The organism is Streptomyces sp. CB02400 (genome assembly GCF_001905725.1).
Lineage (GTDB): Bacteria > Actinomycetota > Actinomycetes > Streptomycetales > Streptomycetaceae > Streptomyces > Streptomyces atrovirens.
The window spans coordinates 236367-261027 of sequence record NZ_LIWB01000012.1; the positions used below are offsets into that span (position 1 = coordinate 236367).

At 70.4% G+C, this 24661-nt stretch carries 18 protein-coding genes and 4 pseudogenes; 13 read left to right on the plus strand and 9 right to left on the minus strand.

Annotation, left to right across the window (positions count from 1 at the left end):
• The first annotated feature begins 673 nt into the window (after nucleotides 1-673).
• Complete coding sequence (locus tag AMK33_RS26905) at nucleotides 674-2845, plus strand: TerD family protein (RefSeq protein ID WP_073935541.1); 2172 nt, start codon at nucleotides 674-676, stop codon at nucleotides 2843-2845.
• A 335-nt stretch (nucleotides 2846-3180) separates the two neighbouring features.
• Nucleotides 3181-4056: a helix-turn-helix transcriptional regulator gene (locus tag AMK33_RS26910; protein ID WP_073935542.1), complete on the plus strand. Its 876-nt coding sequence runs from the start codon at nucleotides 3181-3183 to the stop codon at nucleotides 4054-4056.
• A 681-nt stretch (nucleotides 4057-4737) separates the two neighbouring features.
• Here AMK33_RS26910 and AMK33_RS26915 read toward each other — a convergent pair.
• Entirely contained in the window at nucleotides 4738-5037 is a 300-nt protein-coding gene (locus AMK33_RS26915) for an Atu4866 domain-containing protein (RefSeq protein WP_073935543.1), read from the minus strand.
• A 424-nt stretch (nucleotides 5038-5461) separates the two neighbouring features.
• Between AMK33_RS26915 and AMK33_RS26920 the strand changes: the two genes are divergently transcribed.
• The 7 genes from AMK33_RS26920 (at nucleotide 5462) to AMK33_RS26950 (ending at nucleotide 12028) form a co-directional block, all read left to right on the plus strand.
• Nucleotides 5462-6853, plus strand: coding sequence for an amidohydrolase family protein (locus tag AMK33_RS26920; protein ID WP_073935544.1), 1392 nt, complete (start codon nucleotides 5462-5464; stop codon nucleotides 6851-6853).
• A 710-nt stretch (nucleotides 6854-7563) separates the two neighbouring features.
• Nucleotides 7564-7818: a tyrosine-type recombinase/integrase gene (locus AMK33_RS44080; protein WP_235618220.1), complete on the plus strand. Its 255-nt coding sequence runs from the start codon at nucleotides 7564-7566 to the stop codon at nucleotides 7816-7818.
• A gap of 81 nt (nucleotides 7819-7899) precedes the next feature.
• The gene (locus tag AMK33_RS44955) at nucleotides 7900-8739 is read left to right on the plus strand and encodes an AMP-binding protein (RefSeq protein WP_079194976.1); all 840 of its coding nucleotides are present in this window, start codon (nucleotides 7900-7902) and stop codon (nucleotides 8737-8739) included.
• Between the two features lie 131 nt (nucleotides 8740-8870).
• A complete protein-coding gene (locus tag AMK33_RS42505; RefSeq protein WP_158075142.1) occupies nucleotides 8871-9014 on the plus strand; it encodes a hypothetical protein in 144 nt (47 codons plus the stop codon).
• Nucleotides 9015-9644: 630 nt separating this feature from the next.
• Entirely contained in the window at nucleotides 9645-10841 is a 1197-nt protein-coding gene (locus AMK33_RS26940; RefSeq protein ID WP_073935591.1) for a PP2C family protein-serine/threonine phosphatase, read from the plus strand.
• Nucleotides 10842-10869: 28 nt separating this feature from the next.
• Nucleotides 10870-11241, plus strand: a complete 372-nt coding sequence (locus tag AMK33_RS26945; protein ID WP_073935547.1) for an STAS domain-containing protein — start codon at nucleotides 10870-10872, stop codon at nucleotides 11239-11241.
• A 97-nt stretch (nucleotides 11242-11338) separates the two neighbouring features.
• A complete protein-coding gene (locus AMK33_RS26950) occupies nucleotides 11339-12028 on the plus strand; it encodes an IS6 family transposase (protein ID WP_235618221.1) in 690 nt (229 codons plus the stop codon).
• A 202-nt stretch (nucleotides 12029-12230) separates the two neighbouring features.
• Here AMK33_RS26950 and AMK33_RS26960 read toward each other — a convergent pair whose 3' ends face one another.
• Entirely contained in the window at nucleotides 12231-12965 is a 735-nt protein-coding gene (locus AMK33_RS26960; protein ID WP_073935548.1) for a D-Ala-D-Ala carboxypeptidase family metallohydrolase, read from the minus strand.
• Nucleotides 12966-13859: 894 nt separating this feature from the next.
• On the opposite strand from AMK33_RS26960, the gene AMK33_RS44960 reads away from it, so the two are divergent.
• The 4 genes from AMK33_RS44960 to AMK33_RS26985 all read left to right on the plus strand — a co-directional run bounded on the left by AMK33_RS44960 (nucleotide 13860) and on the right by AMK33_RS26985 (nucleotide 18006).
• Entirely contained in the window at nucleotides 13860-14399 is a 540-nt protein-coding gene (locus tag AMK33_RS44960; protein ID WP_107425217.1) for an ATP-binding protein, read from the plus strand.
• Nucleotides 14396-14854: a Fur family transcriptional regulator gene (locus tag AMK33_RS26975; RefSeq protein ID WP_201263090.1), complete on the plus strand. Its 459-nt coding sequence runs from the start codon at nucleotides 14396-14398 to the stop codon at nucleotides 14852-14854. Before AMK33_RS44960 ends, AMK33_RS26975 begins: the two co-directional genes overlap by 4 nt.
• 215 nt (nucleotides 14855-15069) lie before the next feature.
• Nucleotides 15070-16122, plus strand: coding sequence for a PP2C family protein-serine/threonine phosphatase (locus AMK33_RS26980; protein WP_073935550.1), 1053 nt, complete (start codon nucleotides 15070-15072; stop codon nucleotides 16120-16122).
• 342 nt (nucleotides 16123-16464) lie between these two features.
• Entirely contained in the window at nucleotides 16465-18006 is a 1542-nt protein-coding gene (locus AMK33_RS26985; RefSeq protein ID WP_443030931.1) for a fused MFS/spermidine synthase, read from the plus strand.
• A gap of 659 nt (nucleotides 18007-18665) precedes the next feature.
• Here AMK33_RS26985 and AMK33_RS45260 read toward each other — a convergent pair.
• From AMK33_RS45260 to AMK33_RS27020, 7 genes and pseudogenes are all read right to left on the minus strand, one after another.
• A pseudogene (locus AMK33_RS45260) lies at nucleotides 18666-18845 on the minus strand (hypothetical protein); the annotation flags it as partial.
• Between the two features lie 107 nt (nucleotides 18846-18952).
• Nucleotides 18953-19483, minus strand: a complete 531-nt coding sequence (locus AMK33_RS26995) for a hypothetical protein (protein ID WP_073935553.1) — start codon at nucleotides 19481-19483, stop codon at nucleotides 18953-18955.
• A 9-nt stretch (nucleotides 19484-19492) separates the two neighbouring features.
• Nucleotides 19493-20509 (minus strand): annotated as a pseudogene (locus AMK33_RS27000) (NADPH:quinone oxidoreductase family protein).
• A 46-nt stretch (nucleotides 20510-20555) separates the two neighbouring features.
• Nucleotides 20556-20921 (minus strand): MerR family transcriptional regulator, encoded by a 366-nt coding sequence (locus tag AMK33_RS27005; protein ID WP_073935554.1) that lies wholly within the window; start codon nucleotides 20919-20921, stop codon nucleotides 20556-20558.
• A gap of 101 nt (nucleotides 20922-21022) precedes the next feature.
• Nucleotides 21023-21356 (minus strand): annotated as a pseudogene (locus AMK33_RS27010) (dihydrofolate reductase family protein).
• A gap of 165 nt (nucleotides 21357-21521) precedes the next feature.
• Nucleotides 21522-22295: pseudogene (locus AMK33_RS44965) on the minus strand (carboxylesterase family protein); the annotation flags it as partial.
• A 732-nt stretch (nucleotides 22296-23027) separates the two neighbouring features.
• On the minus strand, nucleotides 23028-24605 hold the full coding sequence (locus AMK33_RS27020) for an alpha/beta hydrolase (protein WP_073935555.1): 1578 nt from the start codon (nucleotides 24603-24605) through the stop codon (nucleotides 23028-23030).
• Nucleotides 24606-24661: the final 56 nt, after the last annotated feature.

Sequence of the window (24661 nt, forward strand, 5' to 3'; positions counted from 1 at the left end):
ACTGTCCGATCGGTCAGAACTGACCGATCGGACAGTGTGTCGCTATGGCCTGCGTCACTCTTCCTGCCCGGGGCTTGTACGGGCCCACACAGTCGACTTCGCCGCCTCGCGCACGACATCACCAGGCCGAAGACCAGGGCGCCACGCGGCAGCGGCTCCGCACCGACCTGGATACCGGGGACGGTGGTCCCCAGAAGCACGACCTCGATCAACGGGACGCACAGCAGCACGCCGCCGAGGACCCGCCGACCGGTGCCGCAGCACACGGCCAGAGCGGCGACGCCGGCGAGACCGGCGAGACCGGCGAGACCGGCACAGGAAGTGACCGGCTTCGTACCGGGCGGTGTGAACGAACCTGCTCGGCAGGCAGCAGATCTCGTTCACACTCAACCGGATCAGGCCGCGGCCGTCTCCTCCCTTTTCACCGGTGCTGGTCCGAACGACTGTCAGGCAGACGGCGGCCATGGCCAGGATGATGGGCCGGCACCAGGCCGGGTACCGGCGTACTCGGCGGTGGTCCGGGCCGGCCCCGTTCTTCGAGGCCGACGGCCGCCGCCACTCGACCTGAACCGAAGAGCAGGCCCTCCACCCGAGGAACGGGTGTGATCACGACATCGGAGCGCGCACGAAAACTCCTGTGCACCGCCTCGCACACCTCTGCGATCATCCCCGAATGGCGCACAGTCTCGAATCGCTGGTCATCCGGCACACCCACCGCCTTCCCTCCCCCCAGGGCTCCGCGGGCGAAGGAGCCACCGCCGCACGGCAGTTCGACGCGGCGTTGGCATCCGTGGGCTTCAAGCTCTCGGCGAAGCTGCTGGAGCGGCTGTCCGGGCTGTCCGAGGCCGCGGTCGTGCACACCGCCAAGCGGACGCTGCGCACCGTGAGCGAGATGGTGGGCGACCACGTCCGGCACAACTCGTACTTCATCGACTTTCCGGCGAACGTGCCGGACACCGAAGAGTTCTGGATGCGGTGTGTGACGGAGGCGCTCGTCGACGACACGTCGCGGAAGAACGTGCTGACGCAGCTGGCACACGGGGTGCTGGACCTGCTCAGCCTCCCCACGTACGGCCGCTACCAGCACACCTACGAGGAGATGCTCGCGGCGCAGGACGAGCTGATCGCCTCGGCGGGCGACCGGGTGACCGTCCTGCACCTCGGGCGGGACCTGGACGACGAACTCACGGACCTGTACCTGGCCTTGGCGGGCAGTACGACGCCACTGGGCGAGGACCACCTGCGCGACCTCGGGATCCTCGCCGAACGGTGCGCGCTCGGTCCCCAGCCGGAGCCGATCCCGGTCCGGGAGAACCGGGCGGTCGTCAACAAGGCCCGTCTCGCTGTCGGCGCGGACCTCCTGCTGGACACCGTCACCGATGTGCTGCGGCTGGCCTGCGCGCTGTCGGGCGGCGACGTGACGCTGCAGGAGCCGACCCGGTTCCGGGTCCTCCCGCGGCCGGCCCGCCGTGCGCTGCTCGCGGGCCTCGACGCCGTGGTCGCGGCGAACCCCGCCAAACTGGCCGACGTGCACGCGCACCGCGAGCCCTTCAAGCGGCTCGGTGAGCGTCTCCACCCGCACGAGTACCCGCGCTGGCCGCACGCCGCCGATGTGTTCGCCGTGGCGCGGGGCGAGAAGGAGGCGCGGTCCTTCGACAGCCGTGTCGAGGAGCTGCTCGACGAGTTCGACGTCCTCGGCGCGGTACGACTGCTGAAGTCCGCGCCCGGCAAGCTGTTCCGCGCCCTGGACCTCCTGCTGCGCATCGCCGCCGACCAGGAGCAGCGGGACGCGGTGGTGGCCGCCGCGGTGCGGGTCGCTCCCGAGGTCTCCGGCCGGGTCGTGCTCTCGGTCCGCGAGCACTTCCAGAACCGGGAGAGTGAGACCGGCGAGCCCCGGATCTTCGTCAATCGCCGGGGCCGTGGCTGGGTCGCCCCCGACGCCCGGCGGCCGGTGCCCGCCGCCGACCGCGATCGTCTGATCGGCGCCCTCGACGCCGAGATGCGCCGCAGGCTCCCGGTACCGGGCCGGCTGCTGCTCGGCCCCGACATCCTCGACGTGGCGCTCCCGCTCAGCGGCAGGGCGACCGCGGCCGGGCTCGGCGTACTGCCGCGAGGTTCACTCTCGGCGGTCGACGGCGAACAACTGCGTTTCTTCGTGTACTGGAAGGAGACCGGGCACCGGACCGACTACGACCTCTCGGCACTGCTCCTCCACGCCGACTACAGCACCGACTCCTGGCTCTCCTACACGTCCCTCAAGGCTGTCGGGGGCGAGCACTCGGGAGATGTCACCGAAGCACCCGACGGGGCCTCGGAATTCATCAACCTGTCCCTGGACCGGGTACGCAGCGCATTCGTCGTTCCGCAGGTCAACATCTACGCGGGCGAGGGCTTCGAGGAGGTCGAGGAGTCGTTCTTCGGTTTCATGCTGCGCGACGGTGAGCAGCGAGGCCGGCCGTTCGAGCCGCGCACGGTACGCATGAAGTCGGAGCTTCGCGGGGTGGGCCGAGTGGCGCTGCCACTGGTGTTCCGGCGCGGGGACGACGGCCGGTGGCACGCGAAGTGGCTGCACCTGTATCTGAAGGGCATCTCGTCGGCCAACCGGGTCGAGGAGAACCAGGTGTCGGTGTCCAAGGTGGTGCGCGCCGTCGTGGAGCGCGAGCATCTGACGGTGCGGTACCTGATCGACCTGATGTCCGGCGACACCACGGCCGTGGAACTGTGGGACGGCGGGCCGGTCCCGGACGAACCCGTGATGTACATCGGTCTCGAACGTCCCGAAGGACTGCACCCGGACTCCCGGGTCATCACCCTTGAGAATCTGCGCGACTTGATCCCGGGCTGAGTGCTAGCCTTACCCAAGGCGAGGCCATGAAAGGGCTTCCTTCTCAACTCCTTTCTGAAACAAGTTCTTTCGCTTCCCTCGACGTCGCTTCGGGCGGCGCCCGCGCGGTGAGTGCGGGCGCCGCCCGAGCCGTTTTTCACGGTCTGTTCCGCGTAGTCGTAGTCGAAGAGCACGGCGTGCACCAGCAGCGGGACGACTCATGCCCAACCAACGACGAATCTCCGACCCAGGTCGCTGGCGGCGGTCCTTTCTCCCGCCACCGGCCAGAGTCCATGCTCACCCACCCCGAACCAGACGATCACGTTCGGAAAGCGGATGACGTCTAGGTTGGGGTCATGAGTGACAGCACTCCTTTGGGAGATTTCCTCAGAGCACGGCGCGAAACCATCAAACCGCAGGACGTGGGCCTGCCGGAGCACGGGCGCAGGCGGGTGCCGGGGCTGCGCCGTGAGGAGGTCGCCGTGCTCGCGGGCGTGAGCTCCGACTACTACACGCGCCTGGAACAGGGCCGGGAGGCCAGTCCGTCGCCCCAGGTGATCGACGCGATCGCCGCCGCCCTCCGCCTCGACGACGAGGCGCACGACCACCTGCGCAGACTCACCCGGGCGCCCCAGGAGCGCCGCAGCGTTCCGGCCGGTCACGACGGGATCAGCCCCCAGCTTCTGCGGCTGATCGACAGCTGGCCCGACACCCCCGCCTTCGTCCTGGGACCGGCCCTGGACGTCCTGGCGCACAACGCGCTCGCCGCGGCCCTGCACAGCGGATTCCAGCGGTTCGACAACCTGGCCCGCATGGTCTTCCTGGACTCGGCCGGGCGTACCTTCTACCGGGACTGGGACAAGGCCGCGAACTCGTGCGTGGCCGAACTGCGCGCGGCCTATGGACACGCCCCCGACTCCCCGCGGATCGCCGAGGTTGTTGACACGCTCTGCGTGAAGAGCCCCGAATTCTCCGAGCTGTGGGCACGACATGAGGTGAAGGGCAAGACCCAACAGGCGAAGTACCTGGTACACCCCGAGGTCGGCGCTCTGGACATCCAGTTCTCGGCCTTCACCGTCAACGGTGCCCCGCATCAGCAGCTGGTCGTCTACCAGGCCGAGCCGGCGAGTGCCACCGCGGCTGCCTTCGCCGAACTTCGGCCCGGTGCCGGCCGAAGGGGATCCGGGCAGGTGGTACGGCGGGAGTCAGGCCTGGCTCTCAGCGACACCTGACCTGTCGTGTGACCGGCCCGTGGAAGGGGCCCGCGAGCATCCGGGAAATCGCCCCGTTGCATGCGCGGGCTGATGACACTGCCCGTTGCCCGCGGCGGCGGGGACGGCGAACGGCTCGGGCACGGCAGGCGATCGTAGGCACGACGATCCCGCTGACGTCGATGCCGGCGGGGGCGAGCGACGGCGAAGGCGATCGGCGACGCGCCGGTTGTGGCCGCGCGTGGTCTTGCTGCGCAGATCGGCGGTGTGCGGACCGCGGAGCTCGGGAACGTCCCGGCTGAGGGGGCCCTGACGGCAGCCGGCTCCGCCGACGCCGCGGTTCCGCCTCCGTGTCCTTCCGCCTCTGCTCATGGGCGTCCCTGCGGTGGCTCGCTCCCGCAGGAAGGGTCCGCCAGCCTGCTGACGGGCCCTTCCTGCTCGTTCGGAGCAGGGCTCTCCGCTTGTAGGCAGGCCGACGGCGTGAGTACAGGGCACATCGCATTGAGCCCTGACCATGTCACGACCGGGCCGTGTGGCACGGCCTGAAGCGGTCGCCGTCCCACGGACGTCGCCGCGAGCGTGCGTCCGCCGCTTGAGCCGTTCCGCCGGCGGGCATGTCGCACCTCGCGCCGTCGGCCGCCCGCTCCTGACGCCGGTGCCCGCGACGAGGAGCGGACCTCGGCGGGAATCCCGCGTGACCTGTCAGCCGCGCGACGGGACGTCTCCCCGCCGGCCGCGATCGTCATCCTCGCGGTAGAGCACCAGGTGTTCGTGGAAGAGGACACCGTCGCGGACGTCGCCGGTGGCGGTGAAGCCGGTGTCGTCGACGTAGTCGATGTGGTCACCGGTGACGGTGTAGCGGCCGGTGTAGGCGCTCTGACGTTTTCCGCGGGCCTCGTCGTAGCGGCCGTTCGGCAGTAGTTCCTGGCGGATGAATCCGTCCGCGGTCACCCACGTCCCGACGTACGGGTGCGGGGCGCGGGGCGTGTCGTTGCTGGTCATGGCTCCACTTTCGAGCCCGCGAAGGGAAGGGGCCAGGCCGCCGTCTCCCCCGGTGCGGACTTCCTGGGGGTCGCGCACCCACGATCGCGGGCGGAACGGCGCGGCGAAACGAGGGTGCCGGGACAGACGAGCCTCTTGAATGCGGTGAACCGGGAACGTGAGCGACCAGACCCCTCCCGCCGGTGGCCGTGACATCACCCCTACCGGCGGACGGCACCGACTCGCCGTTCTCCGCACCGGCAGCCCGTCCGGAGCCGCCCCGTGGCCCCGTCACGAGCAGCGGGGCCGGTCATGGGTGCGCCACACCTGGGAAAACGGTGCCCTGGTCGCCGTGGCCCGGGCCGGCCAAGACTGAAAACCGGGCAGCACCGGCGCCGCAGACAACCCACCACCCCCTTCCCACGTCACGGAAAGCAGATCCCTCATGAACGTCGACGACACCACCGGCGCGGCCGTCCTCGAACAGCTCCGACGCCGCCCCGCGGACGAACGGCGCATCCTGTTCACCGGCGCGACCGTCGTCACCATGGACCCCGACCTCGGTGTCCTGCACAACGCCGACCTGCTCGTCGAGGGCGACACCATCACCGCCGTCGGCCCCCACCTCGACGCCGGCGACGCCGTGGTCGTCGACGCTGCCGGCACCGTCCTCAGCCCCGGCTTCGTCGACACCCACCGGCACGCCTGGGAGACCCAACTGCGCCGGACCATGCCGGACGTCGACGACCTCGGCGCCTACGTCATGTCCACCCTGGCCGGCTACGCCACGGTCTACCGGCCCGAGGACATGTACATCGGCACCAGGCTGGCCGCCCTCACCGCGATCGACAGCGGCATCACGACCATGCTCGACTTCTCCCACAACTCCCGCACCCCCGAACACTCCGACGCCGCCGTCGAGGCCCTCCTCGACACCGGCATCCGCGGCGTGCACGCCTCCATGGGCCCGCACTTCGGCGACTGGGACAAGCAGTGGCCCGGTGACCTGACCCGCCTCAAGGAGCAGTACTTCAGCACCGACGACCAGCTGCTGACCCTGCGCCTGGCGACGCTCGCCACCGACGAGATCGCCGGCCCGGCGCTCGCCTACGGTCCCGACCTCGCCCGCGTCGCCAAGGACCTGGGCATCGGAGTGAACGTGGACGCGGTCTTCGGCACGGCCTCCTCGGACGCGATCCTGCGCTGGGCCGAGGACGGCCTCCTCAGCGCAGACGTCACCCTCATCCATGCCACCGGACTGACCCCCGAAGCATGGAGGGCGATGGGGGAGACCGGCACCACTGTGGCCCTGGCCCCCACCTCCGACGCCCAGATCGGCCTGGAGACCGCGATCCCCGCCGTCGACGAGGCCTTGTCCGTCGGCATCCGCCCGGGACTGAGCATCGACGTCGAAGTAGCCCTGGCCAGCGACATGTTCACGCAGATGCGGGCCCTGCACGCCATCCAGCGGATGCGGGCCGTCAACGCCGCCCACGGCACCGACCGGCAGCCCCGCCGCATCACCACCCACGACGTCCTGGACTTCGCCACCCTCCAGGGCGCCCGCGCCAACGGCCTGGCCGCCGTCACCGGCTCGCTCACCCCGGGCAAGAAGGCCGACCTGCTGGTCATCCAGGCCGAGGACCTCAACAACATGCCGCTCAACGACCCGATCGGCACCGTCGTACTGGGCTCCGACGCCCGCAACATCAGCACCGTGCTCATAGGCGGCGAACCCCGCAAATGGAACGGCCACGTCCTCCACGTCGACCTGCCCGCCCTGCGCCGCGAGGTCCACGCCTCGCGCGAGTACGTGTTGAACACCCCGGCTGCCTGACTGATCGTTCTCTATTTGTTCGTGGAACCGATCGGGTTCGAGCAGGGGCCTGGGCCGGGGGAGTCGGACTGCGCGGGTGCTTGGCAGAAGGGCCTCTCGGTAGCTCGCGGTTGTCGAATTCAGCGAGGAGCAAGAGGCCCTTGTGCCGAAGTGTCGCGTGGTCGTGGTCGCCGAGTCCAGTTCGTCCGCTCCTGAGTGTGACTGCCTCGCGCATCGGTTCGGGAGTGCGGCCGACCGGCAGATGATCGACGCGGTGCGCTACCTCGTCGGCATCAGCATCAAGTGGCGGGCGGTGACTCCGACTTCCTCTCAGCCGCGTGGGATCACGCGCTGCAGAATGTGTCTCGTAGCCTGCGGCGTCCCCATGGGCTGAGGAGGTGTGTTGGGCAGCGCGGTGGTGCTGGAGGAGAAGTGGCCGGTCCTGGGCCGACTGAGCGGGCGGCCGGGCGGCCGGGCGGCTGCGAGTGCGGACGGACCCAGGAAGGGCTTCGCGGACGATCGACGCCTACGCGCGGGGCCCGGCCGAGCCGCCGCGGAACCAATGTGGTCGCACCTGACTCGGGTGCGGCCGCTGCACACCCGGTCGCAGGTTCGGAAGACACGAGCGCGGTCTGGTGCCGCGCTTGGTGAAGCTGCCGTGGGTCCCCAGTGACCAGCAGCGACTCGACCGACTGGACGTTGTCCGCCAAGAGCCGGTGCGGAACCGGGTGATGCTCACCCTGGCTTACGACGCCGCCTTGCGGCGCGAAGAGCTGTGCTCGCCACGGACCGACGACGTCGATCCGGCCCACCGGACGCTCAGGATCAGGACGGAGACGACGAAAACCCGTCGCGAGAGCGTGATTCCCCACTCCGCTCCGCCTGGTGTGCTGCTGTCTGGCTACCTCGCGCATCGGGCCACGGTCAGCCGGACCCGCGGACCGCTGTTCTGTCGGAGTTGCGCGGCAACCATGGGCAGTAGCTGAGTCCGTGGACCCGGTCGAAGGCGATCCGCCGCGTCGCGCTGGCTGCCGACCTGCCGCGCTTCTCCCCTCCACAGGGCCTGCATGGAAACAAGATGTCGCTTTCAAGGAAGGGGCGCAGCAGCAACTTGCCGTGCGTTTCGGTGTGTTGCTGCAGAATCTGAAGGAGCGGCAGCGGCGGCTGTCGGCGTACGGGGGAACGTGCAGAGGAATGTGGTGTGTCTGCGTACCGGTTCGAGGACGCTGCTACCTGACGGAGTGCTACCTGGCCGTGCGCCGGGTGCAGCGCGGTCGCCCTGTACCTCCGCAGACCCACACGCCGACGGCGGCGGGACGACCGACAAGACCGTCGCTGCCGAGGGGACCCAAGACGCCGAGACGGCCCGCGGTCCCGCGACGTACGAGGGTCCGCTGCCCGTCGACCCGGTCTGCCTGATCTGCGCCTCCGGCACCACCGCCATGCCCAAGGCCGTGGTCTCCACCCACCAGCAGACGCTGTTCGCAGTCCACGCCATCGCCGAGCGCCTGCGCTACCGCGCCGACGGCGTCGTCGTCGTATATCGCCCCTTGCCGCTGTCCTTCGACTACGGCCTCTGCCAGGTCTTCCTGAGCGCGCTCGCCGGCAGCCACGTCTGGCTCGGCTCGGCCGCGGAGTCCGGCCCCGCGCTCCTGGCCAACCTCGTGCGCAGCGGTGCCACCGTGCCGCCGGTGTCCGGCCCTGCCGGCACCCCGGCCGTGCGTCACTGGACCTGGGTACCGGCGCCGAGGCGGCCGCGGCGCCGGTCCCGATCGACGAAATGCTGTCGGCCACGACCTCCCTGGACCGGCTACGGCCCGAAGAACTGGGGGCAGCCGCCGCCATGGCCTCGTGGCGAGCCCGGGAGCACCTGGCCGGCCGAGCTCTGCCGCGGCACCTCCTCGTAGGCCCGCTCGGAGAGGAGGGTGCCCGGTCGCCACTCGTCCCGGAGCCCAACGGCCGGCCCCGGTTGCCGGCATCTCCCCGCACCGGGGTCAGCGTTTCGCACAGCGGCCCGTACGCGGCAGCCGCGATCGGCATGGGTCTGGACGTCGGCGTCGACGTCCAGACTTCCCGGGTGCCGTCGTCCGGGATGCTGCGCCGCTGCTGCCTGCCCCGGACGGCGGCACAGCCGGCGAAGATGCCGCCCGACCGTGCCGCGCGAGCCTTCGCGGAGGTGTGACCGTACAGGTGTCGTGCGTGAAGGCACACGGCACCGGGCTGTCCGGGACGCCTTGGCGGGTGCCCGCCGAACCGGACCAGCCCACCGGCGCCCGGGGGAGCCTGCGCTGGCAGCGCCTGCCTTTGCCGGCTGCGGCAAGCGCCCGGCACCCTGCGGCCCTGGCCCTGGCCCTGGCCCTCGTCTTCGGAGCACCGCCCGACGACACCCGAGCGGAGCGGAAAGCGGGCGGCCCGCCGGCCGATTCCGGCTCCGCCGCCAGTTCACCGGCCGACATCTGTCCAGGCGCAACCTGTGACAACGCGGCGGCCCAGGAGCAACCGAAGAAGAGACACCTGGAAAGGCACGCGGACGCAGCCCGAGGGCTGGGGCGCCTACTTCGTGCCGCGTGACGGCGAGGCCACCGCACCGGTACGCCCGCCGAGCGACGGACTGTGGGAGAAGGCGGAACGCTGGGCCGCGCGTGCTGTCCGGGAGCGGGTACCCGCGCGGTGCCCGAGGATGGGTACTGCATGAGCAGCCATGAAAGAGGCGGGCCATGAAGGAGCCCCGAAGCGGCATATCCGCCCATGGCGTGCGCGCCTGCCCGGCGAGGGGACCAGGGATGTGACTGAGAGCAGCGCTGTGTCGCTGATGCGGCTGATGCAGGCCAGTCATATGGCCACGCTCGAACAGCTTCCGGGGATGATCGCCGAGCATGCCGCCGTGGCGGGCATGCACGACGTGGCGGTCTTCGTGGTCGACATCCGGGAGACGGTGTTGCGCCGGCTCACCGGTCAGGGGCCGGACGCCGGGGGCGGCGGGCAGGAGTTCACCGTTTCGGGCAGTCTGCCCGGCCAGGCCTACCAGCGCGTGGAGCTGCTCCCCGAATCCGAACGGGACGGGGCGGGCGAGCGTCCGGGCGGGCGGCGGTGGTGGGTGGCCGTCACCGACGGGGTGGAGCGCCTGGGCGTGCTGCGGGCCGATACCGACACCGACGACGAACCCATCCGGCAAGCTCTGCGCGACCTGGCGTCGATGACGGCCCTGCTGTTGCTGAGCAAGCGGTCCTTCAGCGACTCCTACGCGCGTCTGGCGCGCACCGAGCCGATGAACGTGGCCGCGGAGATGCAGTGGAACCTCACTCCGCCGCCTGCCTACGCCGGCCACAACGCCACCGTGGGCGCGGTGGTGGAGCCCGCCTACCAGATCGGCGGGGACGTCTTCGACTACGCGGTCGTCGGCAGCATCCTCCACCTGAGCGTCTTCGACGCCATGGGCCACGACACCACCGCCGGCATCACCGCCAACGTCGCCGTGGCCGCCTGCCGCAACGCCCGCCGGCAGGGCGCCTCGCTGGCAGAGACCAGCCGGCAGGTGGAACAGACCCTGATCGAGCAGTTCAGCACCAGCCGCTACATCACCGGCATCCTCGCCCACCTGGACATGGGGACGGGCCGACTGACGTGGATCAACCGCGGCCATCACCTGCCGATCCTGATCCGTGGCAACCGCTGGGCCACCGAACTGGCCTGCCCCCCGGCCGGCCCCATGGGCGCCGACCTAGGCCTGCCGGTCACCATGGCCACCGACCAGCTCGAACCCGGGGACCGTCTGCTGCTCTACACCGACGGCATCGTCGAAGCCCGCGACAGGTGTGGAACGGAGTTCGGCCGGGACCGGTTCGTCGACTTCATCCTGCGTCACCACTCCGGCCGGCACACCCTGCACGAGACCCTGCGCCGGCTGATGGCCGCCGTCATGGAACACCACGACGGCAAGCTCGACGACGACGCCACCGTCCTGCTCACCGAGTGGCGCGGCGGCCACCAGCAGGAGCTGACGCCGTGAACCGCGGTCCACGTGGAAAGAAGCGGCTATGAGCACCGACCGACCCGCCCCCGGCGATCAGCGGGACGTCCTCCAGGTGTATGTCCGCCCCCTGGGTGCCGGCCGACACCTCGTCACGGCCGAAGGTGCCCTGGATCTGCACACTGCCTCGCGACTCGCCGACGTCTTGCAGCCACTGCTGCTCACCAGCGGCCGGAGCGTGCTGGTGGACCTGTCCGGTGTCGCCTTTCTGGATTCCACCGGGCTCACCTGCCTGATCGCGGCCTACCGCACAGCCAGAAACACCGGCGCCCGGCTGGCGCTGATCGCACCCGGCGAACGCGTACGCCGCATGCTGGTGCTGACCGGCACAGACCAGGTACTGCCCAGCTATGCCACCGTGGACTCCGTCCCCGACTGACCGCCCGCCCGCACTGTCGGGGCACTGATGACCGCAGCCGGCGCTGTCACGTCGACTGAGAGGGCGCGATGATCTTTCTGGTTGATCACGGTGGGGGATCGTCCGTGGGGAGTACGTCGCCGTCGTACAGGGGCGCCGGTACCCGGTGGAGGTCATCTCCCATTGCGTGTGGCTGTATCACCGCTTCCCGCTGAGCTTCCGAGAGGTGGAGGGACTGATGCTCCAGCGCGGCGTCATCGCCTCCTACGAGACCGTGCGCCGTTGGCGTGCCAAGTTCGACCAGGCCTTTGCGAACGGACTGCGCCGCCATCGGCCCCGGCCCGGTGACAAGTGGCACCTGAACGAGGTCTTCGTCAGGACCAACGGCGAGCTGAAGTACTTGTGGCGGGCCGCCGACCAGGACGGCAACGTGCTCGACACCCTGCTCCGGCCCCGGAGGGACGCGAAGGCCACCAGGTGCTTCTTCCGCCGTCTGATGAAGAAGGCCCGGGCGGTACCCAGGGTGATCGTCACGGACAAGCTCCGCTCTTACGGTGCCGCCCACCGCAAGGCCATGCCCTCCGTGGAGCACCTCTCCCACAAGGGTCTGAACAACCGGGCCGAGGACAGCCACCAGCTCACGTGGCAACGCGACCCCAGCCCGGGCGGGCCGCCGACCGGCTCGCCCCGCTGCCGGCCGAAGCCTTGCACAGCGTCGGTCCCCGCCAGACGGACACCCTCCGCGAATACGGCATCCACACCGCCGGACTTCTCGCCGCCGTATCCCCGGCCACCGTCCAGCGCCTGATCGGCGGCAAGGCCGGACGCACCGCGTCCGACCGTGCCCGGAGCATCACCCCCCGCGCCTTCACCCGTCATGCCCGGGACGGAGTACCGGGCACAACGGCATGGCCGCGGGCACGGCGACGGGGATGGCGATGCGGGGCGGGTCGGCGGTCAACACCATCGGGTGCTGAGCCCCGGCCCGCCCTCCGTCCGTCCTCGGTGGGTCAGATGCCGCAGGTGGGAGCCGACCAGTACGGCGACGGGTCGAAGGCCACGTGGGTGTGGTCGTTGTGGCCGGGGTAGCCCGGACCGAGGATCTCCGAGAAGCCGTGCGTCCTGGACTGCTGGGCGAGACGGCACAGGGACGGCGAGCCGACGAGGTCGGCCGCGTCGCCGTAGAGGTGGCGACTGGTGGCGGAGCCGCCGACCGCGTTGTTGCACGCGCGGGAGCGGAAGCCGCTGGAGATGGTGATCGGGACGTCGCCGAGGGCGTGCCGCATCGCCTCCAGCTTCCACATGGTCTTGAGCGCGTTCGACTTGGCGGTGGCCGCGGAGACCGCGCCGCCGGACCAGTCGGAGTTGCACTTGTTGAGTTCGGCATAGCTGAAGTGGACGGGCGTGCAGTCGGCGTCCTGGAGAGCGTAGATCTTGCTGAAGGTCGCGGGCCCGGCGACCCCGTCCGCGCTCAGTCCGTACGCGGCCTGGAACTTCTTGACGGCGGCGGCGGTCCGCGCGCCGTACTGACCGTCGTAGGAGAGCCGCTCGCCGGAGGTCACCCAGCCGGCGACCCGGATCTGGAGCTGGGTCACGTCGCTGCCGGAGGATCCCTGGGAGAGGGTGCGGTTCCAGGTGTAGCAGGAGTCGGCGTGCGCGGTTCCGGCGGTGGCGCCCACACCGACCACCATGAAAGACATGAGCATGACAAACGAGAGAAGCGAGCGTGACACGCGTCTGAGCATCCCGGCCTCCCGACCGTTGAGTCGACAACAACCGGAGCCCAGCGTGCGGCAATGAGCTACGCGCGTCAATGGCGCCCTGGGGAAGCGAAGTCGACGTTTCCGCGTCCGGTGGGGATCACGCGTGCCATGGTGGGGAACAGCCAACTCCCTTTCCTTCGCACCGCACCTCTCGGCTCCCCGGCGAGCAGCCGTGACCGCGTACTGGAACCGGCTCGCACGGCCGGTCGCAGACCGCCTCCGACCCGGTACGGACCCGGCGAACCTCCTCCGTCCTTACGAGGCCATACGCATCCTCGGCGTCTGCAACCTGGCCGACCTGGCCGACCTGGCCGACCTGGTCCCCGAGGACCGGCCCGTCCTCCTCGCCCGGCCCACCGAGGTCATGAGCCCCGCCTTCGGCCCCGCCACCTACTTCTGCCCGCTCGAGTCGCCATGCCCGGCTCCCGAACGGCCGCACCGCCATCCCCTGTCGGCCGACCTCCGCGACGCAGAGGCCGTGCGCATCCCTTGCGACCAGGCGCCAGACGCAATCGGTCCGATCGGCATCCCGGCCAGCAATGCCGGCGTCTACCCCTGCTGTCCGTGGCCGGAAGCAGCACCCACTCACTGGAATGTCCCGGACGGCGAAGGACACCATCCGACCTGTGCACGGCGACAGCGCCGGACCGCGAGCCTCCGAGGCCCGGGGTCCGGTGGGCGCGGGAAGCGGTCAAAGGCCTGGCCCTGCCGCCGACCGCCACCCCGTCCGGCTGACACCACGGGGCGGCCGCCGCAGTACGTGCACCAGAAAATGTGCGGAATCATGAAAAAGACTGCTATCCATAATCTTGACCGATTCAAGAAAAGGCGTACGGTCGTGAGGGAGATTGCAGTCGTCCTCGAAAGCGCGCTCTTATGGATCGCACAGCTCCCCGGGAAACCCTTCCGGGTGGAACGATCGCCGATGTGGCCGTCCCCGGCCCTCAGCGACCGGCTACCGCCCCGCCGTCCGGTGTGGCGGCCGAGGCCCGCGTGGAATCGTTCGTGGGCGGGCCCTGGTCCCTGCCGTGGTCGCCGACCGCGTGCTCCTCGGCGAGAACCGTCATACGTGACGTGCTGCCGCAGTGGGGTCTGGACGACCTCGTACCGACCGCCGAGCTGCTGGTCAGCGAACTGGTGAGCAACGCACTGCGTCATGCCTCCGGCCCGCTGCGCCTCACCCTCGAGCGGGTGTCCGACCTTCGCTGTCTGGTCAGCGACGGCACCGCGGACCTTCCCCGCCCGGCCGACGCGGGCCCGGAGGACGAGTGCGGTCGCGGACTCACCCTCGTGGACACGCTGGCCGCACGGTGGGGCTGTGAGGGCGGGCCCGAAGGCAAGAGCGTGTGGTTCGAGCTCTCCGGCGATGCCTGCGCACCCGGTCTCGACGGTGACACGAAGGGCGATGCGGCATGACGACGTCCGGCACGGCCGATGAACCGATGGCCCTGGCCGCCGAACGGCTGCGTACGGCGGGTATGCGAGTGACCGCTCCGCGCATGGCCGTGCTGATGGCCGTCTCCGACTCGGGCGGTCACCTCGACGCCGACACCCTGCGTGAGCGCGCTCAGCGGATCACCGGCCGCCTGTCCCTGCAGGCCACCTACAACGTGCTGCGCGCCCTCACGGACGCCGGTCTGGTCCGATCCACCCAGATCGCGGGTCACCCCACCCGCTACGAGACCGAGCGCCACGACAACCACCACCACTTCGTGTGCCGCGCCTGCGGTTCCATCCGCGACGTGGAGTGCGCGGTGGGCGCGGCACCCTGCATGGAGCCGCGGTTGCCGGAGGAATACGACACCCAGGAGGCCGCAGTCACGTTCTGGGGCCTGTGCCCCGGCTGCCGGGCCGCGGCGCCGGTCTCCTGACGGGGAACCCGCCCTCGTGGCCCCACGACGGGCCGGGAAGGCCCGTGAGCTGCCGTCCGGCCGCGCCGGAGAACCGTACGAGCAGCTGATCACCGGACACGAGTACCTGCGCTGTCGCGGATCGATGCCCGCATCATCCCGATAGGATCCCTTTTGTGATCAGTTCAGGAAGGCTCCGGCGCCGTCCTTTTCCCCGCGGCGGCCAGCGGGAAGCCGTGCTGCTGTCACCCGTGCTCGTCACCGTCCTCATCACCGGCCTGGCGGCCTCCACACCGAGGGAGATCGCCTTCAGCCGCCTGCTGCCCGCGGCGCCCGCCCTCGCCGCCGCACTGTGGCCCGTACTCCCGACGGTCCTGCTGGGGACGTTCTGCCTGCTGGTCATGATCGGTCTCAGCTTCATCTACTCCGATCTGGGGACGCCGTACACGGCTGCCGCGATCACCGCCGTCACCTTGGCGGCCGCGTACGCGAGCCATCTGCGACTCCAGCGCGAGGAGACGCTCTTCCAGGTCCGGCTCGTCGCCGACGCGGCGCAGAAGGTGCTGCTGCGGCCGCTGCCGCACCGGGTCCAGGATGTCGAGATCGAGTCGCTGTATCTGGCGGCCCAGGAGCAGGCCCGGATCGGTGGCGACTTCTACGAGGTCGCCGACACGCCGCACGGCGTCCGGCTGCTCATCGGCGACGTGCGCGGCAAGGGCCTGTCGGCGGTGGGGGTCGCCTCCGCGGTGATCAACTGCTTCCGGGAGAACGCGTACGACCAGCCCGACCTCAGGGCCGTCATCAGCCGGCTTCAGATCACCGTTTCCCGCTACAGCGCCGCGGTCCCCGCCGATGATCAGATCGAGCACTTCGCCACCGCCCTGATCGCCGAGATCCCGCACGGTGGCGGGCACGTCAGCATCCTGAACTGCGGGCATCCGCCACCGGTGTTCCTGCGCGGCGGGGAGATCCACGTTCTCGAGCCCACCCTCGCCTCGACCCCCCTCAACCTCTCCGCCCTCCTGGGAGACCACTACCACGTGGACACCACCGCCTTCGTCCCGGGCGACCAGATGCTGCTCTACACCGACGGCGTGACGGAGACCCGCGACCGGGCCGGCGAGTTCTTCCCGCTGGCAGCCTGGGCGCGGCAGCACCACCGGACGCCGCCCCGCGAGCTGCTGGACCGGCTCCACGCGGACCTGCTCCACTACGCGGGCGGACGGCTCGACGACGACATCGCGGCCCTCGCCGTGCGCTACCGGCACACCGGGGCTCCGGAGCAGTAGCTCGATCCTCGGCAGACGCGCGGGCCCGCGTCACCCGCGGTGTCGGTGTGCAGTCATGGATTCCGGAGGGGCGGGCGGGCGAGGCCGTCGTGACCGAACCACCCGCGAAAACCGCTGGGTCGCCACCACCTCACCTGAGGTCCACGCCCGCATCCGTCACCTCACCCTCGTCCCGCCACCCCACTACGCGGCCCGCCTCTTCGACGCGAAGGACGCCGGCGCCGGCGAGCGGAAGCTTGACCAGGGCTGCCGCGGCAGCACATCCCATGCGGCACCTCGTCGGTCACCCTGAAGGCTGCCGGATTTTCGCCGGAGCGCTCGGCCGACGAGTCGCGTGGAAGGATGTCGCCCGTGACCGGATTGCCTTCCTCGCCTGTTGCCGAGGGCGCGCCTCGAAACCACGGCCTGGGTCCGCGTGGTGCCGCCGCGCTCGTGTTCGGGTCCTCGGCCGCAGTCCTGGTGGTCGAGATCGTCGCCTTGCGGCTGCTGGCTCCTTACCTCGGCCTCACCCTCGAGACCAGCACCATGGTGATCGGCATCGCCCTCACAGCGATCGCTCTGGGCTCATGGCTGGGTGGGCGCATAGCCGATCAGGTCGATCCGCGCCGGCTCCTGGGCCCCTCGCTGGGAGTGTCGGGAGCGGTCGTGGCGCTCACCCCTGCCGTACTGCGCAGCACTGCGGAGTGGGCACCCGCGGTGCTCTTGTTGATCGCGTCGCTGACCATCCTCGTGCCGGGCGCTCTGCTGTCCGCGGTGACGCCCATGGTGACCAAGCTGCGCCTCACCAGCCTCGCCGAAACCGGAACGGTCGTCGGCCGGCTGTCCGGCGTGGGAACCGTCGGTGCCATCTTCGGTACCGTCCTGACCGGTTTCGTCCTCGTGTCGCGATTACCGGTCAGCGGCATCCTGATCGGCCTGGGAACACTGCTGGTGGTCGGCTCGGCGCTGCTCGAATGGCGGATGCGCAGATGGAGCGGCACCCCTGCCCTGACGCTGGTGGTCGTTGCCGGAGGCCTCGGCACCATGGCCGCGCCGGGCGGCTGCGACATCGAAACCAGGTACCACTGTGCACGGGTTGTCGCCGACCCCGACCGGGACAGCGGCCGCACCCTCGTCCTGGACGGCGTGCGACATTCCTACGTCGACATCGACGACCCGACGTTCCTGAAGTTCACGTACGTGCGTGCCATCGCGTCGGTGGTCGATGCAGCCTTTCCCGAAGGGGAGCCGCTTGCCGCTCACCACCTGGGCGGCGGCGGACTCACCCTGCCCCGTTACCTCGCGGCCACGCGCCCCGGAACGCGCAGTCTTGTGTCAGAGATCGACAGTGGGGTCGTACGCATCGATCGCGACCAGCTCGGTCTGAGGCCGGAGCACGGTATCGAGGTACGCGCCGAGGACGGCCGCCTGGGCCTGCGGCGACTCGACACCGACAGCCGCGACCTCGTCGTCGGCGACGCCTTCGGCGGCGTCAGCGTCCCGTGGCACCTCACCACGGTGGAAGCGATGACCGATGTGCGGAGGGTGCTCGACGAGGACGGCCTGTACGTCGCCAACCTCATCGATCACGGTGATCTGGCCTTCGCGCGTGCCGAAGCAGCCACGCTGAGCGAGACGTTCGAGCACGTTGCCCTTCTCGGCGAACCCGGTGACATCGGTCTCGACCCGAGCGCCACCCCCGAGGGAGGCAACCTGGTGATGGTCGCCTCCGACCGAACGATTGACCTGCGCGCGGTGCAGGAAGCACTGGACGCCCGGAAGACCGGCTGGAGAATCTCCACAGGCGACGGCCTCACGGCCTGGATCGGCAACGCCCCACTGCTCACCGACGATTACGCGCCCGTCGACCAGCTCCTCCAGCCCTACAGCCGGAGCAGCCGGTGATGAGAGACACGGCATCACTGGACCACCGTCGGATCCGGTACCCGGGGCCCGGGGTGGCGCCCCTCACCTCCACGGGGTCCGGGTGCGCAGCCGGTCGATCTCAGCGAACGGGATGGGGCCGCTATGGCCGCTGAGCGCTCCGAACACCGGTGCATTGAGCAGTTGCATGCTGACGTTCCAGTCCTTCGAGGCGAAGACATGGAGCGAGTGGTAGCGGTGCTGTCCGTAGGCGCCGGCCACCCGGTGACGACGACGCTGCGGCCCGTCGGCAACCCGGCAGTGATGGCCGGCATCTGGCAGTAGCCGCCGCCTGTCAGCATGCGGATGCCGCCCAACGGATGCCCGACCGCCTTGCCGGTCTCCAGGTCGAACAGCCGGATCGTCTCGTCCGTGGAACACGTGACGCCCAGGATGCGCGACTTCCCCGCGACCGGCAGCACGACGGTCGCGACGCCGGTCACTTCACCGTCCTTGCGGCGGGGAACGAAGTACAAGGTATGACCAGGGTCCACGTTGGTCGTACCGGCGTTGCCGACCAGTACCACCGCCTTCGTGCCGACCGGTCCGTCGGGAAGGTGCGCCACGCTCAGACTGGTGATCGCCCCGGCGAAACGCGTCGGTCGCTGGACGGCGGGAGGGGCACCGGGATCCCAGAGACGCACCGCGCCGTCCTCGCCGCTCGACAGGAGCACTTCGCGTTTCCCGAGAGTGGTCGGGACGAGATCCTTCACGGCGCCGAAGTGCCCGGTGAAGGACACGGCCGGTGACTTGACGGACGATTTCCCGTACCTCCGCCAGGCGTCCCTCGCCACTGAGGCGGTCGGCGAGGGTTTCGACATGCAGGTCGAAGACCTCGGTGACGCTGCAGGGCGGCGGAGCCGCCTCGGACGACCGGGTTGGTGCGGAGGTGTTCGGCGTACACGCCGGCAACGAGGAAGGTGCCGTGCTAGGAGTACCCGGCGAGCCGGCGGGCGATGCCGCGGACCCGCTCGCGCGCGTCGAGATCGCGAGGGCGGAGAAGCCGGCGCAGGTATGCGTCGAGGCCGTCGGCCAGAGCGCGTCGGTCGTTGTCGTTCGACGGGGCGAGGGTGAGGACCGCATCGGGGTGTCCGGCCGAGTGGCGGCGGAGGGCGGGCGGGGCGTCCCACCACGGCCGGGTTCCGAGGAGGATCCGGCAGCCCGCGGTGGCGGGGCCGGTGGCAAGAGGCAGCAGGAGTTTGTCGAGGACGGCCGCAGGATCCGCGGCCTCGTCCAGGGTGTCAAGGATCACGAGGACGTCCCCCGCGTTTCCTGGTTCCTCCAGTAGTGCCGTGGTGGCGGGTCCGGGATCACCGGGGTACGCCGGTGCGCCGACGGGGGTGCCGTGCTGCTGCTGGAGCTGATGGGCGTTGACGGCGAGGACGGTGTCGGGTCGCCTGGGGTGGAAGCCGTCGACGAAGCCGGCCACGCTGTCGCCGGTTCCGTCGCGGTGAGTCACAGACGGTTCCTAGCGCCAGGGATCGAGGGCATGCTTGCCGCGGGTCCGGCCCGCTTCGAGTTCCTGCAGCACCATCGCCCCCTCGGCCAGGGGGTGAACCTCGGGGGTGCCGGGCGTGTACACGCCGTGGGCGATGAGGGCCTCGATCTCGACGAGCAACGACTGGTAGAGGGACGGTGCCGCAACCGCCAGTGCACCGATGTGCAGACCCTTGACTTGGACCTGGTGGGTGAAGACCAGGTCGTGCGTGGTCAGAGTGGCGTCGCCGGAAGCGGCGCCGAACACGACGATGCGTCCGGTGAAGGGTTTGGTGACCGACAGACTGGCCTCGAACGTGGCCTGCCCCACCGATTCCAGGACCAGGTCGACCCCGCCGGTAATGCGGGTGATCTACTCAGCCAGATCGGGGCGCCGGCTGTCCAGAACGTCGTCGGCGCCGAGCGCTTTGACGGTGTCGTGCTTCGCTGGTGACGCTGTGGCGATCACGCGCGCGCCGTAGTGGTTGGCGAGGCGAACGGCGGCCTGCCCCACCCCTCCGGCCGCGGCATGTACGAGGACTGTCCCACCTGCTTGGATTTCGCCCAACGGCTTCAGTGCCGCCAAGGCGGTGGCCCAGTTCAGCACCAGGCCGAGGGCTGCGGCGTCGCTCCAGCCGGAAGGCACGGGGAGTACACCCGCGGCCGGCATCGTCATGTACTGCGCGAAAGCGCCGGGGCCAGTGCCGATGACGTGGATGCCGAACTGAAGCGGACTCTTGACGTCCGGGCCGACACCCACGATCTCGCCGGCGGCCTCGAAACCCGCCACGTATGGTGCTTGCGGACCGGCTCCGTAAGTTCCATGCGTCTGCATGACGTCGGCGAAGTTGATCCCGGCGGCGCCGACGCGGATCAGGTACTCGCCGGGCCCTGGGGTGGGGCGGCGGTGATCGGTCGTCAGGGTTAGGTCCATCGGTCCTCGGCGCGACCGCTGGACCAGTGCCCGTACCGTCTGCCCAGCGGTGTGCTGCTGCTCGTTGATCTCCATGCACCGAACGTAGGAGCCTGACACTTGTGTCAAGGTCAAGTGGCAGTCATAGATCAGTGCGACGGGCCTCTCGGAGGTAGGCGTCGAGTGCCGCCTGCTGATCGCTGAGAACGGCGATGCGAGCGGCGAGCCGATCGCGATAGCCCTGCACCTCGTGCAGGAACTCCACGCACACCACGCCGGTGTCGGCACCTGATCCTTCAGTGAGGCGCGGCAGGACTTCCCTGATCAATCGCACGGGCAGCCCGGACTCCAGTAGCGAGCGGATGACGAGCACCCGGTCGACAGTGGACTGGCAGTAGTCGCGGAACCCATTGCTGAAACGGCCAGGGACGATCAAGCCCTCATCCTCGTAGTGCCGCAACGATCTCGCGCTCACGCCGCTGACCCTGGAAGCTTCACCGATCTTCATACCTGGAGGCAACGTCCAGGAGTACCGCGGACTTCCAGCACTCATCGCTACGACGAAATGAAGACCTGTTCAGGCGTCAACAACCTCATGTCCCGTGACAGCTAACGCGCCACGCGGTAGCGGAGGTGGACGACTCCCGAGCCGAAGGTGCGGGTCCCGGCGAGTTCGAGATCCACCCGGCGCCCGTGCCGGGGAAAGCCAGAGCGCGGCCCACTCGAGCGACGAGTCGTCGAGCGAGGGATCCTGGTCGGCGGTCTCCCAGTACAGCATCGTCTCGTACAGCCTTCGTCCCATCAGGTGAACGTCGACCTCCCGGATCCCGTCGATCCAGAAGCGGAAGACCTCCTCGTCGGGCGCCGTCCAGTCCAGGCCGCCGTCCGGCCCGACGATGTAGCCGTCGAGTGAGACATTCATCGAATAGGTCACGCTGCGCACCAGAAGTCCTCCACGGCAACGGGCTCGCCGGTACGACCGCGAGTAATCGCCAAGTCTTGTGGATCGGCCCGGCTGCTGCACTGACCTGCTGCACTTCAGGCTCCGAACGAGCACAGGAGCGGCCCGCCGCTGGTCCGAGGCCGGTGGCGTCGTGACGTTCAGGACCAGGCAGTCCTCCTCCGTGCTGGAGATCGGCGCGTACTGCGAGGGCACCTGCGGGCACAACGGCCCCGGCTCGGTCGCGTCCCGCACACCCATCCATGGCCGTACCGGGCGGGGCGGGGCCCACCGGTACCTTCCCTCGGGAGCACCGGCGTACGGGATGCCCCGGAAGATCCGGTACGGGCCCGACCGGGTGCCGCGCACCAGGCCCGCGTCCGTGCGTGCCGTCTCGCCGGCGGCGGCACCGGCCGGATCGGCCCGCCGGACTTCGGCCGGTGCCGGACCGGAGCGCACGGTACAGGCGAGCGGGGCGGACACCAGCACGGTGAGCACCAGGGCGGAAGCCGTCACCGTGACGGCCTCCCGGTGAGGGGTCCTGCGGTTCGTCACGGCGGAAGCCTTCCTCTCGGGTGCGGGACCCGGCGCACGCACGCACCGAAGATGACCTGATCGGACGCGGCCCCGGGCCCGGACGGGGCACATCGTCGGTCTCTGACCCGGTCGGGTGGAGCCGGGCCTTGGTGAGGAGCCGGCGGCACCGTTCCGGTGCCCGATTCGGGGCCGTGGCCGCGAGCCGCTGCAGCTCGCCCAGGGGCAGAACGTCGGATGGCTCCAGCCGCATCGGCCCGGTCGGGCCAGGGCCGGCCTGCTCGGCCGGCCGCCGGCAGTTCTCCGTTCTCCTTGAGACAGCAACCCGAGGAGGTAGGCGCGGACAGTGGTCCTTGGCTCAACTTGGTTGAACCGCCCCGCGAACCGGTTTATGGCCTGCTCGGACATCGCCCGCCGGCGGGCGGGGTTCACGTCGTGGCCAGCGGCCACCGCACGATCGTCGTTCGTCGACACACCAACCGATGATCATGCCGTGGCCGCACTCGTTCCCAGCAGGGGCCGTCACAGGACCGTGAGATCAGAGCGGCCTGCCAGGAGCACCGTCGCCCTCGACAGTGGCCACCATCTTGCGCAGTACCTTGAGCGCGGCCACTGTCCGACCTGACGCAGCCGCCGCCGACGGCTAGCCCGCTCGGTCCCGACCGCCTACTGCTCGCCGGCGGTCACCCATTTCCAGGGAGTCCCTGGGGCACCTGCTGACCGAAACCGGCATCGCTGAGAGCTCCAGGTAGTTCACGAGGGCCGGCGTGCCGTGCAGGACGCGGGCCATGCCGGCGTTGTGTACCGGAGGGCGCGCGGTGAACGTGTGCAGCGTACGGGGGCCGGCGGGGGCAGGAGCGCGGTGAGTGCGGCGCTGGCCTCCTGCCACTTGTCCTGGGCGACCAGGGCTTCGACGCGCAGTCGCCGCAGGCCGACGTCGGCCGCCCAGGAGAATTTAGATGTCCGACACGTCACGGACGGCCTGCGGCACCGCGGTGTCCTCGTCGCGCTGTCATCCGCGAGCTGGGAGACGAGCCGCCCGTCCGGAACCGGCCGTTCACCGGCTTCAGGGAGTTCACCGGCCCTGACGGGACCAGACACTGGCCCCAGGACGAAACGCCCGGCCAGGCTGTGGGGCCGTCAGTCCGCGTCGGATGACGGGACTGTCAGGTGCGCCAGTACCGAGTGCATCGCGCGGTCCACGGCCGCGTGCCACTCGTCGACCGGGTCGACGGTCTCGAAGCCGTGGTGGCCGTTCGGTACGTCGACCACCTCGACGGCCGCCCCGCAGTCCTTGCCCGCGGCCAGGAACGTCTCGACGGTGGCGGCGATCTCAGGGCTCTCCAGTCCTGCCCGGGTGAGGACGACGGGCAGGGCGCCCGCGCGGGTCAGGGCGTCCGCAGGATGGAAGCGGCTGCCGGTGAGCCCCCAGTTCGGCAGCGGAGCGAGGATCGGGTAGGTGGCCGCCAGGCAGCGCAGCCACGCCGGGGGCGCGGCCAGCCAGTCCGCCGTGAGCAGCCCGCTGCCCGAGAAGAACCACAGTGCGATCCGGTCCGGGTCCACCCGCGGATCGGCCCGGACCAGTTCCACCGCGGCGGCCACGTCCGTGGCGGCGCACTCGTAGTCGGCCACGTCGTGCAGCCGGTGGTCGAGGGTGGCGCCCACGGCTCCCCGCCCGGCCGCGTACCGTGCGTATCCCACCAGGGTCGGCCACTCCCGCGGGGTCGGCCGGGCCCCGGCGGGCACCGGTCCGCCGTGCACGAACACCACTGCGGGGCGTCGGCCCTCGGCGCCGGGCGGCGGGTAGAGGTCGACGTGCTCCCGTCGCTCACGGGGGATCTCGGGCACCTCCAGCCGGAACGGCCGCAGGTGGGCGGGCGGCTCCGCGGTGCCGGCCGGCTCCAGCCGCTGTCCCTCGCCGGCCGCGGCCCGCAGCAGGACCTCTGCCAGCTCATCGGGGCAGGAGAGCATCGGCCAGTGCCCCGTGGGGAGTTCGAAGAAGGTCACCCGGGGATCGGCCAGAAAGCGGAGGGCGGGGTCACCGAACCCCACCAGCCTCCTCACCATGTCGATACCCGCGCCGTTGGCGGTGCACAGCACTCCGGTGGTGGGCACCGTGGCCACCGCGCCGGTCAGGCGCAGTGGCTGAAGAAGGGTGCCCAGCGGCTGCGGCGCGGCCAGCGCGGTGAGCCGGTCGAGGGCCGCGTCGGGAACCCCTTCGGTACTGCCCCACCGCCGCCACTCGTCGCGGCCCGGAGGCACCAACTCCCCGCCGGCTCCCTCCCCACCGGCCTGCGTGCACACCTGCTCGCGCAGTGCCTGGTCGGGCACCGCCGCCAAGGCCGGGACACCGTCTCTCGGCAATCCCGCGTCCAGGTACACGACGCGGGCTACACGCTCCGCCCGCCGGTCCGCGGCGCCCAGCACCGGATGAATGCCGTAATCGTGGCCGACCAGCACGATCTCCCGGCCGGCGGCCCCTTCCGCCGCGTCAGCCGCGCTCACCGAGTCGATCGCCGCGATCACGTCAGCGATATGCGTCTCCAGGTCGACGCCGGACGGCGCGGCACCGGGGGACCCCACCGGACCACGTGATCCGTCGAGTCCCGTGAGGGCGACCGCGCGCACCTCGGCGCCCGCCCCGGTCAGCCGGGCGGCCGTCTCCTCCCAGACGTGGACGCCGGTGAACACGCCCGGCACCATGATGAAAACGGTCATGACCCTCTCCTTCGCACGCGGTCGCCCGCGGACCGGCCGTACGCCCGGCCCACGCT

Bases quoted from the DNA above. Each gene is read 5' to 3' on its own strand.
- AMK33_RS27005 (WP_073935554.1), bottom strand. From the start codon at position 20,921: ATGAAGATCGGTGAAGCTTCCAGGGTCAGCGGCGTGAGCGCGAGATCG.
- AMK33_RS26985 (WP_443030931.1), top strand. From the start codon at position 16,465: ATGTCGCCCGTGACCGGATTGCCTTCCTCGCCTGTTGCCGAGGGCGCG.
- AMK33_RS44960 (WP_107425217.1), top strand. From the start codon at position 13,860: ATGGATCGCACAGCTCCCCGGGAAACCCTTCCGGGTGGAACGATCGCC.
- AMK33_RS26915 (WP_073935543.1), bottom strand. From the start codon at position 5,037: ATGACCAGCAACGACACGCCCCGCGCCCCGCACCCGTACGTCGGGACG.
- AMK33_RS44080 (WP_235618220.1), top strand. From the start codon at position 7,564: ATGCTCACCCTGGCTTACGACGCCGCCTTGCGGCGCGAAGAGCTGTGC.
- AMK33_RS42505 (WP_158075142.1), top strand. From the start codon at position 8,871: ATGGGTCTGGACGTCGGCGTCGACGTCCAGACTTCCCGGGTGCCGTCG.
- AMK33_RS44955 (WP_079194976.1), top strand. From the start codon at position 7,900: ATGGAAACAAGATGTCGCTTTCAAGGAAGGGGCGCAGCAGCAACTTGC.
- AMK33_RS26905 (WP_073935541.1), top strand. From the start codon at position 674: ATGGCGCACAGTCTCGAATCGCTGGTCATCCGGCACACCCACCGCCTT.
- AMK33_RS26960 (WP_073935548.1), bottom strand. From the start codon at position 12,965: ATGCTCAGACGCGTGTCACGCTCGCTTCTCTCGTTTGTCATGCTCATG.
- AMK33_RS26940 (WP_073935591.1), top strand. From the start codon at position 9,645: ATGCGGCTGATGCAGGCCAGTCATATGGCCACGCTCGAACAGCTTCCG.
- AMK33_RS26945 (WP_073935547.1), top strand. From the start codon at position 10,870: ATGAGCACCGACCGACCCGCCCCCGGCGATCAGCGGGACGTCCTCCAG.
- AMK33_RS27020 (WP_073935555.1), bottom strand. From the start codon at position 24,605: ATGACCGTTTTCATCATGGTGCCGGGCGTGTTCACCGGCGTCCACGTC.
- AMK33_RS26975 (WP_201263090.1), top strand. From the start codon at position 14,396: ATGACGACGTCCGGCACGGCCGATGAACCGATGGCCCTGGCCGCCGAA.
- AMK33_RS26910 (WP_073935542.1), top strand. From the start codon at position 3,181: ATGAGTGACAGCACTCCTTTGGGAGATTTCCTCAGAGCACGGCGCGAA.
- AMK33_RS26920 (WP_073935544.1), top strand. From the start codon at position 5,462: ATGAACGTCGACGACACCACCGGCGCGGCCGTCCTCGAACAGCTCCGA.